The following is a 12,516-nucleotide window of genomic DNA, read 5'->3' as shown; positions in this document are numbered from 1 at the left end:
GTGAGGGGGATGGAGCTTCTGACGTAGAGGCGTTCTTTGCCTCGTAGGAAGAAGCGAAGCCACCGAACATTCTAGCCGCTGGAACTGGATAATGAAAGAAAAGTAGAAGCGTCCTGTTTACAGGGCGCTTTTTTTATTGGAAGTAAATATATCAAGCGTTTCTCTCGATATATCAGAGTTATTCTTGAAATAACAGTGCTTTGACACGATATAAAGTGAAACTTCCATCAGTGATGCTTTTCTCACTGATGGAAAGCCCGCTCAATTGGGTTTTTACGGGGAGTTTTTTCCCCATTTTTATCCGGCCTTTACTGCCCGTTAATGCAGGATAAAGACCTTGCGACGATATTGGTTGGCTTTTCATACGATATTTACTTTGTTAGGATGCTCGGACAAGTAAAAAGGATTGGGTGCATGAAATCCAATGAAAAACTATCTAGTTTGAGTAAGTAAAAAAAATTTTATCAATATACAAAAATCGACATTATATGATATAATTTTCACAAAAAAGGAGGGAATATTTTGAAAGTTATAAATTATGTTAAAGGAATAAAATTTTTAGTATGCTTCTTAGTTGGTTTTTGCACTATTAATTATTCGTTTATTTCTTTCGCTGAAACACAAACAAGTAATTCAGATGATGCAACAAAAAATGCTAGTGGCATTGATACTGGCATAGCAAATTTAAAGTATAATAATCAAGAGGTTTTAGCAGTAAATGGTGATAAAGTAGAGAGTTTTGTTCCGAAAGAAAGTATAAATTCAAATGGTAAATTTGTAGTAGTTCAACGTGAGAAGAAATCACTTACAACTTCACCAGTCGATATTTCGATTATTGATTCTGTGGCTAATCGTACTTATCCAGGAGCAGTACAACTTGCAAATAAAGCTTTTGCAGATAATCAACCTAGTTTATTAGTGGCTAAGAGAAAACCTTTGAATATTAGTATAGACTTACCTGGTATGAGAAAAGAAAATACAATAACTGTTCAAAATCCAACATATAGTAATGTGGCTGGGGCAGTAGATGATTTAGTATCTATCTGGAATGAAAAGTATTCAACAACACATACGTTACCTGCAAGAATGCAGTATACAGAATCTATGGTTTATAGTAAATCTCAAATAGCAAGTGCTCTTAATGTTAATGCTAAGTATCTTGATAATGGACTGAACATTGACTTTACTGCTGTTGCAAATGGAGAGAAAAAAGTGATGATTGCGGCATATAAGCAAATATTTTATACCGTAAGTACAGAACTACCTAACAATCCATCAGATCTTTTTGATAATAGTGTTACTTTTGGTGAGTTAACTCGTAAAGGGGTAAGTAATGCAGCTCCGCCTGTTATGGTGTCAAATGTAGCTTACGGCAGAACAATTTATGTAAAATTAGAAACAACTTCTAAGAGTAAAGATGTACAAGCTGCTTTTAAAGCCTTACTTAAGAATAATAGTGTTGAAACGAGTGGACAGTACAAAGATATTTTTGAAGAAAGTACCTTTACTGCTGTAGTATTAGGCGGAGATTCAAAAGAGCATAACAAGGTTGTTACAAAAGATTTTAATGAAATACGAAATATCATTAAAGATAATGCAGAATTAAGTCCTAAAAATCCAGCATACCCAATTTCATATACAAGCACTTTCTTAAAAGATAACTCAATTGCTGCTGTTCATAATAATACAGACTATATTGAGACTACAACTACAGAATATTCCAGCGCTAAAATGACGCTTGATCATTACGGTGCATATGTTGCTCAATTTGATGTATCTTGGGATGAATTCTCATATGATGAAAATGGAAATGAAGTACTATCCCATAAAACTTGGGAAGGAAACGGAAAAAATAGAACTGCTCATTTTTCTACAGTAATACCACTTCCACCTAACTCAAAAAATATAAAAGTCTTAGCATGGGAATGCACAGGTCTTGCATGGGAATGGTGGAGAACAGTTATTAATGAACAAAATGTTCCGTTAACAAATGAAATAAAAATCTGGATTGGAGGAACGACATTATATCCAACCTCTAATATTAGTTATAATTAAAGGTGATGTATATGCCCGAAGCGCCCTGTTTACAGGGCGCTTTTTTTTATGTTGTATGTGTAGCTCGAGCGGTATCAGTTATAACCTGCTGGGTATTCAGTTAAATATATCAGCGATTTTTCAAATATATCGACCGTAACTACGAATTTATCAGCTATTATTTCAATATATTAGCGATTCGACATGATATATCGACCTATCGACAATTTGAGACATGGAGGGCGGCTCAAATACCCCTGGACTAAATTGTATCTACCTTATCCACCGATTTAATTCGGTACCAGATATGCTTCATGCCAGCATATATACTGTAACCAATTAGAGCGCCGAGTGTATTTAGTATGATATCATCAATATCAAACACACCAGTGAATGTGAGTAGTTGTAATAATTCAATAAAGAAAATGGCTTTTATAAAAAGCTTACATGCCAATTTTGCATTGTTTACTTGTGTAAATAATAATGGGATAAGAAATCCGAAAGGGATAAAAATCACAATATTACCCAATGTGTTCATTAATAGGATGTCTAAATTATAGTGATCAAAGCGTGTAATATACATGAGTATACTGCTGAAAGGGATTATATTAAATAAGCCAGTTATTCCATGCCAGTCACCTGTTTCAAAGAAGTAAGTAATACTGTTAAAATAATACGGATATCTCCCCAACAATAATTTAAACAATAAAACAAATGAATACGGTACAAATAACGCCCAGCCTAACCATTGTACATACTTTTGAGAGGGAGGCTGCATAGCCTTATCAATTTCAATTCCTAAAGTAGAAGCCTCTCCAAAGTTTTGAATGGCTAATTGAGTAGCTTCTTGTTCAGACTTTCCTTGTTCTATAAATTCTTGCTTCAAATTTGTTAGGTGGTCATGAATCTCAAAGGAGAGGTCTTCCTTATCTTGCTGCGATACATTTGCTTTTTGAACAATCCGCTTTATGTATTCCTCAAGCGTCATCAATTTAAAGCCCTCTTCCCACAAACCTTAATTAGAGCTGTTACAGAGTTCCATGCTGTGAGTTTTTCCGCTAATACCTTTTTGCCATTTGCAGTAATGCTGTAAAACTTTCGTTTCATACCTGTTTCCGATTCTCCCCAATAAGAGGAGATGAGTTCTTTTTGTTCTAAGCGTTTTAGGGCTGGATAGAGCGTACCTTGACTCATGTTGTATAAATCGTTACTGTTCTCTTTTAATTTTTGGATGATTTCATAGCCATATGTGTCATGTTGTCTAATGGTAGAAAGGAGTAAAATATCAATACTTCCTTTTAATATCTCTTTATCCATTTTATGGTCACCACCTTGTGAATAGATTGTAACACGACATATGTCGTGTTACAAGGTGTGTTGTGTAAGCAAATATATGAATCACTCTACAATAAAAGATAAGTGGTGTTTAGACAGTATATATCTTTTCATAACCGCATTCGAATTTCAGTCATATATTCATTTGGATTTAACAAATCATTTACGATGATATGTTATACAAAAAATAAGGTTGAAAAGATATTTGAAATCACTTTCCAGACATAAAGAAAATCCGATGAAATCTCATCGGATGAGTGTATTTTATAATAAGTAACATTTTAAATTAAAATGCTTTACGTTGATAAATGAATAATGATACGCCCCATGAAACGAGATAAGCGCATAAGATAATAACCGTAGCTATAGCGTACAGTGTTGGTATAGATAGACTGAAAATAGCATCGGTAACGGTACTAAACTTTGTTGCAAGAGATTGTACCGCCCCTGGACCAAAAGCGGTTAATATTAAAAATGAAACTAAAACAATTAAAGACATATGATTTTGCTTAAATTGATAAAATAGTGGAAATGAAATGGCTGCAAATAGCAAAAATAATGCATTTCCCATGATAATATGCTCTACAGTAAATGACTTTTGGAAGATGATTAGCATTGCGCTTGTTACAGCAATCGCTAGCAGCATGTAAAAAATTGTTCCAATATAACGTGAAGAAACAATTTCCTTACGTGTATATGGTAAAGAATTTAATAAAACATTTGTTTCTGCTTTTTCGTCATAGCTACGCGTATTAAAAGGAATAAAAATACTTGCAACCGTAAATATTAAAATAGGGTGTTTGTTCATCACAATAAAAAAGATAATACAGCCTAAATAAACTAGCAATTGCTTCTTCTGTAAAATTAAGTCGCGCTTGATTAAGTTAAGCATGATGCCCTACTCCTTTCGAATAATACATAATGTCTTCTAATGAGGCGCGTTCAATCATAACTTCATTGCCAAAAATTTGTTTAACCTCAGCTACATTATTCGTTAATGCTTCAAAGCCAGTTGGTGCACGATGAATATGCATAAAGGCTTTTTCTGTATCGCGATCTAATAAATCTGTACCACCTTTTACTAAGGCATAGTTTTCTTCCACCTCATGAATCGACTGATTAAAGATTAAATTTCCCTTTTTTAAAAAGGCAATAAAATCAGCGATGCGATCTAAATCCGTCGTAATATGTGTAGAGAAGAAAATTGTGCGATTGCCATCGAGCATTAATTCATGCAGTAAGTTGAGTAACTCACGTCTAAATATTGGGTCTAAGCCTGCTGTTGGCTCATCCATAATAATCAACTCAGCATGATGTGATAGCGCAAGCGCTAATGAAGCCTTCATCTGCATCCCTTTTGAAAAAGTTTTAATCGCCTTATTCATCGGCAGTTCAAATTGCTCTACATACTGCTTAAATATCGCCTCGTCCCAATTTTTGTAAGCGGGTGCGACCATTCGTTTAATATCCTTTAGATTTAAGCCCTCATAAAATACGTTACTATCAAAAACAAAACCGATACGCTCTTTAATTTCCTTTTCGTGCGATGCGTAGTCTAGACCAAAAATTTTAATCTCACCTGCATCTGGCTTTAATAAGTTCATCATCAGTTTAATGGTTGTCGACTTCCCAGCACCATTTGCGCCAATGAAGCCTGTTACAAATCCTTTTTTGATTTGTAAATTTAATTGCTCTATTGAAAAACCTTGAAAAGCTTTACTGACATTGTGTAGCTCTACTATATTTTCCATACAGTTTACTCCTCGTATAAAATAGTTAATAATTTTCGCAATTCCGTTAAGGGTAATCCAATTTCTTTACTATTAGCAATGACAGATAATAACTGTTCCTCAATCACTTTTAATTTCTTCTCACGTACTACATCTAAATTTTGCTCAGCAACAAAAGAGCCCCTGCCTACAATTGAATAAATAAAGCCTGCTTTTTCTAACTCCTCATACGCGCGCTTTGTTGTAATAACACTAATTTGTAAGTCCTTTGCGAGCTGGCGCATTGATGGAAGTGGAGAGCCCTCTTGTAAATCACCGGTTAAAATTAGTGATTTTATTTGATTTGTAATTTGTTCGTAAATTGGCTCCTTAGAACTATTTGAAATAATTATTTGCATGCAAATCCCTCTTAGTCTTTATATTGTATATATACTTTATATACAATATAAATATTTTGTATGGAAAATGCAATGTATTTTCAGAATTTTTATATAAAAAATCATGTGAGTATATTCAAATTACTCTCGCATTCACGACCAGTAAGATTTCCATCCCAAAGCTCAGAAGATGTAAAGAAGATGGGTAGCAGATTAATTATCCGTAAAAGCTCAATTGGTGAAGGCTAATAATCAGTGGTGAGAATTATATTTAAAGAAGGGGAGTTCCGTATGAAAGGGAGAATTTTTTGCTTTTTCATCTAATGAGAGTACAATGTAAAATAGCAAGAAAAGACGAAAAGTATTTACAGGATTATTGCACGCGCGTAGCGTAAAAGGCAGTAAGGAACTGAGAGGAGGTTTTTTCTCTGGATATGAATAAAGAAACAATTATTCACCTTTATCATACAAACGATATACATAGTCATTTTGAAAACTGGCCGCAAATTTCTCGGTTTGTACAAGAAGAGAAAAAGCGCAGGCAGAATGCAGGAGAGTCTGTTTTTACATTAGATATTGGCGATCACGTGGATCGTTTTCATCGTATAACGGAAGCGACGAATGGACGGGGTAATACGAAATTATTAAATGAAGCGTTATATGATTATGTAACGATTGGAAATAACGAAGGAATTACATTAGCGAAGGAGCATCTTGAACATTTATATGATGAAGCTAATTTTGAGGTGCTTGTAGCTAATTTATTTGAAAAAGACGGAACGCGTCCTGCTTGGGCAAAACCGTATAAACTGCATACAACTGCAGATGGAGTTACGATCGCTTTTATCGGCTTAACGGTAGCTTATCCGGAGTTCTATGAAATGTTGGATTGGCATATTGAAGATCCGATTGCACATTTAGAAGTGATTTTAGAAGAAGTGAAAGAAAAAGCTGATGTTACTGTCGTTCTTTCTCATCTTGGAAAGAATGCAGATGAGTATATGGCAGAGCAGTATGATATTGATGTTATTTTAGGAGCGCATACGCATCATTTGTTTGAGCATGGTGTTCTTGTAAATGAGACTCTTCTTTGTTGCGGAGAAAAGTGGGGGCGCTACGTTGGACACGTTCAGTTAACAGTAGACAAAGTGACAAAGCAAGTTGTCAAAAAAGACGGACGAGCGCTTTGTACCAAAGAGCTGAAAGTTTCCGGAGAAGCGTTACCGACTATTGAAGCCCTCAAGGAAGAAAGTACATTCATTATGGCAGAACCTGTTATTGAGTTGAAGGAACCTTTATCAGTTAATTGGTTTGAGGAAACACCTTTTTCTAGTATGCTAGCAAGTGCATTAAAAGAATGGTGTCATGCTGAGGTTGGTATGGTGAATGCGGGTGTATTATTAGAAGGGTTAAAAGAAGGAATTGTCACACGAGGAGATATCCATCGAATTTGTCCACATCCCATTAATCCGTGTGCACTAAAAGTAAAAGGTAAAACATTACGGGAAGTTATTTTAAAAGCACGTCGTCCAAATATGGAAGGGCTTGAAGTAAAAGGGCTTGGCTTTCGTGGGAAAGTAATGGGGAAAATGATTTATGATGGTATAGAAGTTATTCCAGATACGATTCCAGGAAATAAAATTTTACTTAAAGATGTGCTGATTAACGGGGAATCTTTAGAATTAGATCGCATATATACTGTCGGAACGATTGACATGTTTACATTCGGCTACTTATACCCAGAACTATCTACACTTTCTGACAAACAGTATTATATGCCGGAGTTATTAAGAGATGTGTTAACGAAGATGTTAATAACTTATACATCTTCCATTAAACTATAGGCTAGTTAACCTGTAACACTCATTTTTCTCTTTTCATAAAGATAAGAAAGAGGGGAGTGTGTGAACGATGGTGAATGTGGAACCGATTATCATTGATAACTATACGTTTATAGCTGTTAGCGTAAAGCTTCCGAAAACAAATTTGCTGGCTGTTATGAGCGATAAAGGATATATTATGTGTGGTGCTTTAGATGTCGGTCTCTTAAATGAAAAATTAGGAGACCGAGGAATTATTGCTGGCCGCGCGGTTGGTGTGAGAACGATTGAGCAGCTACTTGAAGCACCGCTTGAATCGGTAACGACCGGTGCCGAATCTTTAGGTATTTCGGCAGGCACACTTGGAAAAGATGCGTTATTAAAAATGATATAAGCATATATCGTCCCTCTTTCTTGCATAGAAATGATAATAGAAGGAGGGTTTTCTTATGCGTACATTTCGTCCAAAAGCTTCGCGGTTTCGAAAAGGACCGCTTCCTTTTCGGCATGTACTACTCATTTCGTTTATCATTTTTTTATTGTTAACTTTACAAGGATTCTGGATTGTGAATAAAAGTATTCAGCCAACATTAATCAAGTATGGGGAAGTGCAGACACATAAAATGGCAACGGTTGTTATGACGAAAGCAGTAAAGGATCGAATTAAGGAAGGATTTGATGTGGATTCGTTAATGAAAGTACAAAACGATAAGAATGGAAAAGTATCCACAATCGATTTAAATACAAAGCAAGTAAATGAGATTTTAACATCGACTACTGCATACATAGAGAAATATTTGCATCAAGTTGAGAAAGGGGATATGGAGGCGCTTGGCCTTCCAGAAGAGACTGGAGTATCGATGTCTGTTCCTCTTGGACGCATAACGGATAATGCACTCCTTGGTAATTTAGGACCGGATATTCCAATTGATTTTACAACGATCGGTCATGTGAATACGGATATTAAGCAAAATGTAAAACCTCATGGTATTAACAATACAGCGATTGAAGTTGTTATGGAAGTCGATGTGACGCTGCAGGTAATTATTCCATTTCGTACAAAAGAAATTACAGTGAAACAAAACATCCCAATTGCGACGCGAATTGTACAAGGAGAGGTACCATCTTATTATGGAAGCGGTGGAGTTGTTGTGCCAGATAGCAAAGGTAAGAAAGCAGGGGATTAACAAGATATGTATTAGAACGAATAAATAAGTTTGAAAAGACATTATAGAATCTAAAAGGAAACAACCGTAGCAATTATCTACGGTTGTTTTTTAAATTCGCACGTTCTTTTCGCTCCCACAAACTTAAATGCATATATGGATCAAAAGCCCATTCTGTATAACCGTTGTCTTTATACATTCCAAAGTGTAAGTGAGGCGGGAATTTCCCGGATGTGCCAGGAGGACCGTAGCCTGTGTTACCAACAAAACCAATGACTTTCCCTGGTTCGACAATTTGTCCAAGCTGTATTTCCTTTGAAAACCCACCTAAATGTGCGTAATAATGATAGTTATTATGGAGGTCACGAATCCCAATGCGCCATCCTCCAAGGCGATTCCAACCCTTTGTTTCAATGATGCCGTAGCAGGTAGATCTTACTGGTACGCCGTGCCCTGCGAAAATGTCAGTACCTTCGTGAATTCGTCTTCCGCCAAAGCTGCGACCAGCACCAAATGTACTACGGTAGCTATTATCGCTATAGACAGGAAGGGGAAAAGCAGTTCCTTCTAAGTTAATGCGGTCATAGTGCTTATAGATTCGAGCATACTCGGTAATTAATTCAACCGTTTTTGCACGTCTATAATATTCCCACAGCATAATTTTAATACGATCTTCTGATGTCCCTTGTTTTTTTATAATAGTTGCCATTGTGTGCAAAAGATCTCGGTCATTATTTGAGTTTGCAAATCCATCTTTATCGCCATCTAAACCAATTCCACCAAAGAGAGAAATCGTGTGGGGTAATGTGTCATTGTAAGTAGAATTGGCAGGTCCAGCCCACATTTCTGGTTTGAAGTGAATGGATATGATGGCATCGGGTTTTTTCGGAATATCTTTTCTTACGCTCCGAATATTGCGTTCATATTGATCAATTGCGGCTACATAATACCATGGAATATCAGTATCTTTTTCAGTTTCTTTATAGAGTGTCATGCGTTTTTCGTATATTTGATTTTGATCCATTTCACCATAGGCAATACTTTGCCCAAGAAAAACGTAAATAGAAAGAAATAGGACAATCTTTCGAAGCATGAAAATAAACTCCTTTCACAACATCACTCTTTTTAGTGTGGGATATACGAGATATTTCATTATAGTAAATCATTGGTAAAAATTATTGGAATCTTCATTTGAGCAAATCGCTTTCATACGTTAGAATAGATATGTTACATTGAAAGAAGCGAACACGGTAAACTATTTCATATTGTGCGGAGTTGATAACATGACAAAACAAACAGAATATAAGCGCAAGCCCGAATGGTTGAAAATTAAGTTAAATACAAATGAAAACTATACAGGCTTAAAGAAAATGATGCGTTCTAAGCAGCTTCATACCGTTTGTGAAGAGGCAAAATGTCCAAACATTCACGAATGCTGGGCAGTAAGAAAAACAGCAACATTTATGATCTTAGGTGCGGTTTGTACACGTGCTTGTCGTTTTTGTGCGGTTAAAACAGGCTTACCAACAGAGCTTGATTTACAAGAGCCAGAACGCGTAGCAGATTCTGTTGTACAAATGGGCTTAAAACACGTTGTTATAACAGCGGTTGCACGTGATGATTTAAAAGATGGTGGAGCAGCTGTTTTTGCTGAAACAGTACGCGCTGTTCGTCGTAAAAATCCATTCACGTCTATTGAAGTGTTACCATCTGATATGGGCGGGGTAGAAGAAAACTTAAAAATGTTAATGGATGCAAAACCAGATATTTTAAACCATAACATTGAAACTGTAAGTCGATTATCTGACCGAGTTCGCGCTAGAGCAAAATACCCTCGTTCATTAGAGTTTTTACGTCGTGCAAAAGAAATGCAACCTGATATTCCAACTAAATCTAGCATTATGGTGGGACTAGGTGAAACAAGAGAAGATTTAATTGAAGCAATGGACGACTTACGTGCGAACAATGTGAATATTTTAACGCTTGGACAATACCTACAGCCATCTAAAAAGCATTTACCAGTTATTAAATATTACACACCAGCAGAATTTGCAGAGCTAAAAGAAATTGCACTTAGCAAAGGATTTAGCCACTGTGAAGCTGGCCCGCTTGTTCGTTCTTCTTATCATGCAGATGAGCAAGTACGTTCTGCAAAAGAAAATACAGCAGCAGCAAAATAATTGTAAAAAAATCCTTCTTAGTGAGAATGCTAAGAAGGATTTTTTAGGAGGAATGGTATGAAAGCTTTTATCTTCTTAGCAATTGCCATTGTAAGTGAAGTATTTGGGACATCGATGTTAAAAGTATCAAATGGTTTTACAAAAGTATTGCCAAGCATAGGAGTCGTGTTAGGGTTTGCCTCAGCATTTTTCTTCCTTTCTAAAGCATTGCAGCACATACAACTTAGCACGGCGTACGCAATTTGGTCAGGAGTTGGGACGGCGTTAACGGCATTAATTGGTGTGCTTGTTTGGAAAGATGTTTTTACGTGGCAAACTGCTGTTGGATTAATACTGATTATAGGTGGAGTAGCAGTACTAAATATGTCAGGATCTAGCGCACATTAAAACAGAGCTGAATAATCAGCTCTGTTTTCGATATCCATTCATAGTGATTTGCTGACACATAAGCTATGGCTATAAAAATAAAAGAGGAATCTCTACTGGTTGAATCTTTTGGTTTTCACATGGCATGGGGTTAAAAAAGGTCCTGACCGCATCTATTCACGGCCGGACGTTCTCTTCTGCCTAAAAGAAATGTTTTACCTAGTTTTTTCAATTTGCTTTTCTATATTCTAGAACCGTATTTTGACATGTGGATAAAATCTTTTTTAATTCCTCTGTGGATAATTCAATTGTGAATTCAGGAACACCTGGTGTAATTAAAATTTTGTCATAGACATAGATGGAACGATCCACAATAATCGTTACATCCTGTGAATAACCAAATGGCGCCACGCATCCAGGAATACATCCTGTTTGTTCTCTTAGTTCATCAGGTGAACAAATGGATAAGCGTTCTCCGGTGAGTTCCTTCATTTCATTTCTCTCGAGACGTGTTCCTTCTAATGTGAAGAAAACGTAATAGGATCCAGATTTTGATTTTAAAAATAAGCTTTTACTAGGAGCACCTTGCAAGCCGAGACGTTCACGCACGACTCGATCCGTCTCATAATCGAGAACTGGCTCGTGTTCAAATTTTTCGTAGGAAGCATTTGTTTTATGTAATAACGAGATTACTTCTTCATACATAGTTTTGTAATACTCCTTTCTATATTTGGTGCATGTTCACCATCACTTTTTCAAATTTTTTCGCACTTAAAATTTCATGTGTCAAAAATTCTCCATTGTAAAAAGCTCCGTATGTTGTGAAGGCACAAGGAGCATGCTGCGCATCTTCTCGCGATGTCAACTGAATGCATTCAAAAGGGATGTTATGTCCCCCCACAATCTGTGGATTGTCGTTTGCTCATCAATTGTAATTTCGTAAATATCGGGATTGCTTACGTTTTTCCATTCACTAAAACCAATCCGATTATCAAAGTGTTTTAAAAGGAGTGTTAATAAATTTCCATGTGTAACAAGTAATGTTACTTGGTGTTCTTGTTGTAAAACATCTTGAATAAGCGATGCAACGCGGTTCATCGCTTGTTTTGTTGACTCTCCGCCTGAAAAGGCAATATCTATATTTGTAAAAGTATGTTCTAGTTTGTGTAGCCAATCTTCCATTGGAGCATCGCTTAATATGCGCTCTGATAGTCTTTTGTCTTCTTTAATTGGTAAATTGGCTTGTAATGCAAATGGTGCAATGGATTGAATAGCACGAGTAAACGGGCTTGAAATAATGGACTGTATGTGCAGGTTATTACTTATGAGAAACTCGGCAAGAGCGTTTGCTTGCTCTTTTCCTGCAATTGTTAGTGCTGCATCTTGCTCTTGTCCAGAAGCTGAGCAGTGACGTATAACAATAAGTTTTTTCAAAATCCATCCCTCATTTTTTAGTTGACCATACATACTTCGACAAAGAGGAAAAAAGTCCTCTATACAAAAAGCTA

General features: G+C 36.2%; 14 protein-coding genes and 1 pseudogene. 6 read left to right on the top strand and 9 right to left on the bottom strand.

What is annotated here, in order from left to right:
• Positions 1-522: 522 nt before the first annotated feature.
• A complete protein-coding gene (locus AAIE21_RS14365; protein WP_343267401.1) occupies positions 523-2,055 on the top strand; it encodes a thiol-activated cytolysin family protein in 1,533 nt (510 codons plus the stop codon).
• 241 nt (positions 2,056-2,296) lie between these two features.
• Here AAIE21_RS14365 and AAIE21_RS14360 read toward each other — a convergent pair whose 3' ends face one another.
• The 5 genes from AAIE21_RS14360 to AAIE21_RS14340 form a co-directional block, all read right to left on the bottom strand.
• On the bottom strand, positions 2,297-3,022 hold the full coding sequence (locus AAIE21_RS14360; RefSeq protein WP_343267563.1) for a VanZ family protein: 726 nt from the start codon (positions 3,020-3,022) through the stop codon (positions 2,297-2,299).
• Complete coding sequence (locus tag AAIE21_RS14355) at positions 3,022-3,351, bottom strand: PadR family transcriptional regulator (RefSeq protein ID WP_343267400.1); 330 nt, start codon at positions 3,349-3,351, stop codon at positions 3,022-3,024. The genes AAIE21_RS14360 and AAIE21_RS14355 overlap by 1 nt, the downstream gene beginning before the upstream one ends.
• A gap of 304 nt (positions 3,352-3,655) precedes the next feature.
• Positions 3,656-4,261: an ABC-2 transporter permease gene (locus tag AAIE21_RS14350; protein ID WP_343267399.1), complete on the bottom strand. Its 606-nt coding sequence runs from the start codon at positions 4,259-4,261 to the stop codon at positions 3,656-3,658.
• Entirely contained in the window at positions 4,254-5,120 is an 867-nt protein-coding gene (locus AAIE21_RS14345; protein WP_343267398.1) for an ABC transporter ATP-binding protein, read from the bottom strand. Before AAIE21_RS14345 ends, AAIE21_RS14350 begins: the two co-directional genes overlap by 8 nt.
• Before the next feature lie 5 nt (positions 5,121-5,125).
• The gene (locus AAIE21_RS14340) at positions 5,126-5,497 is read right to left on the bottom strand and encodes a GntR family transcriptional regulator (protein WP_343267397.1); all 372 of its coding nucleotides are present in this window, start codon (positions 5,495-5,497) and stop codon (positions 5,126-5,128) included.
• A gap of 413 nt (positions 5,498-5,910) precedes the next feature.
• Here AAIE21_RS14340 and AAIE21_RS14335 point away from each other — a divergent pair, with 413 nt between their 5' ends.
• The 3 genes from AAIE21_RS14335 to yunB all read left to right on the top strand — a co-directional run bounded on the left by AAIE21_RS14335 (position 5,911) and on the right by yunB (position 8,483).
• Positions 5,911-7,320 (top strand): bifunctional metallophosphatase/5'-nucleotidase, encoded by a 1,410-nt coding sequence (locus tag AAIE21_RS14335; protein WP_343267396.1) that lies wholly within the window; start codon positions 5,911-5,913, stop codon positions 7,318-7,320.
• A gap of 67 nt (positions 7,321-7,387) precedes the next feature.
• Positions 7,388-7,690, top strand: coding sequence for a YunC family protein (locus AAIE21_RS14330; protein ID WP_098492015.1), 303 nt, complete (start codon positions 7,388-7,390; stop codon positions 7,688-7,690).
• A gap of 55 nt (positions 7,691-7,745) precedes the next feature.
• Positions 7,746-8,483, top strand: coding sequence for a sporulation protein YunB (gene yunB, locus AAIE21_RS14325; RefSeq protein ID WP_343267395.1), 738 nt, complete (start codon positions 7,746-7,748; stop codon positions 8,481-8,483).
• A gap of 73 nt (positions 8,484-8,556) precedes the next feature.
• Here the strand turns inward: yunB and AAIE21_RS14320 are convergent, their stop codons facing one another.
• Entirely contained in the window at positions 8,557-9,555 is a 999-nt protein-coding gene (locus tag AAIE21_RS14320) for a M23 family metallopeptidase (RefSeq protein WP_343267394.1), read from the bottom strand.
• A 190-nt stretch (positions 9,556-9,745) separates the two neighbouring features.
• On the opposite strand from AAIE21_RS14320, the gene lipA reads away from it, so the two are divergent.
• Complete coding sequence (lipA, locus tag AAIE21_RS14315) at positions 9,746-10,642, top strand: lipoyl synthase (protein ID WP_343267393.1); 897 nt, start codon at positions 9,746-9,748, stop codon at positions 10,640-10,642.
• A 57-nt stretch (positions 10,643-10,699) separates the two neighbouring features.
• Positions 10,700-11,029 carry a DMT family transporter gene (locus AAIE21_RS14310; protein WP_343267392.1) on the top strand — a complete coding sequence of 110 codons (330 nt, stop codon included), beginning with the start codon at positions 10,700-10,702 and terminating at the stop codon, positions 11,027-11,029.
• Positions 11,030-11,236: 207 nt separating this feature from the next.
• Here AAIE21_RS14310 and AAIE21_RS14305 read toward each other — a convergent pair whose 3' ends face one another.
• From AAIE21_RS14305 to AAIE21_RS14295, 3 genes and pseudogenes are all read right to left on the bottom strand, one after another.
• Positions 11,237-11,713: a YbaK/EbsC family protein gene (locus AAIE21_RS14305; RefSeq protein ID WP_343267391.1), complete on the bottom strand. Its 477-nt coding sequence runs from the start codon at positions 11,711-11,713 to the stop codon at positions 11,237-11,239.
• Positions 11,714-11,732: 19 nt separating this feature from the next.
• A pseudogene (locus tag AAIE21_RS14300) lies at positions 11,733-11,900 on the bottom strand (YoaP domain-containing protein); the annotation flags it as partial.
• Positions 11,870-12,442 (bottom strand): histidine phosphatase family protein, encoded by a 573-nt coding sequence (locus AAIE21_RS14295; RefSeq protein ID WP_343267390.1) that lies wholly within the window; start codon positions 12,440-12,442, stop codon positions 11,870-11,872. The pseudogene AAIE21_RS14300 and the gene AAIE21_RS14295, both read right to left, overlap by 31 nt.
• Between the last annotated feature and the right edge of the window lie 74 nt (positions 12,443-12,516).

This window comes from Paenibacillus sp. 102 (assembly GCF_039549175.1).
In the GTDB taxonomy this organism is placed as follows: Bacteria; Bacillota; Bacilli; order Bacillales; family Bacillaceae_G; genus Bacillus_A.
This window is presented reverse-complemented; position numbering and strand designations above follow the sequence as displayed.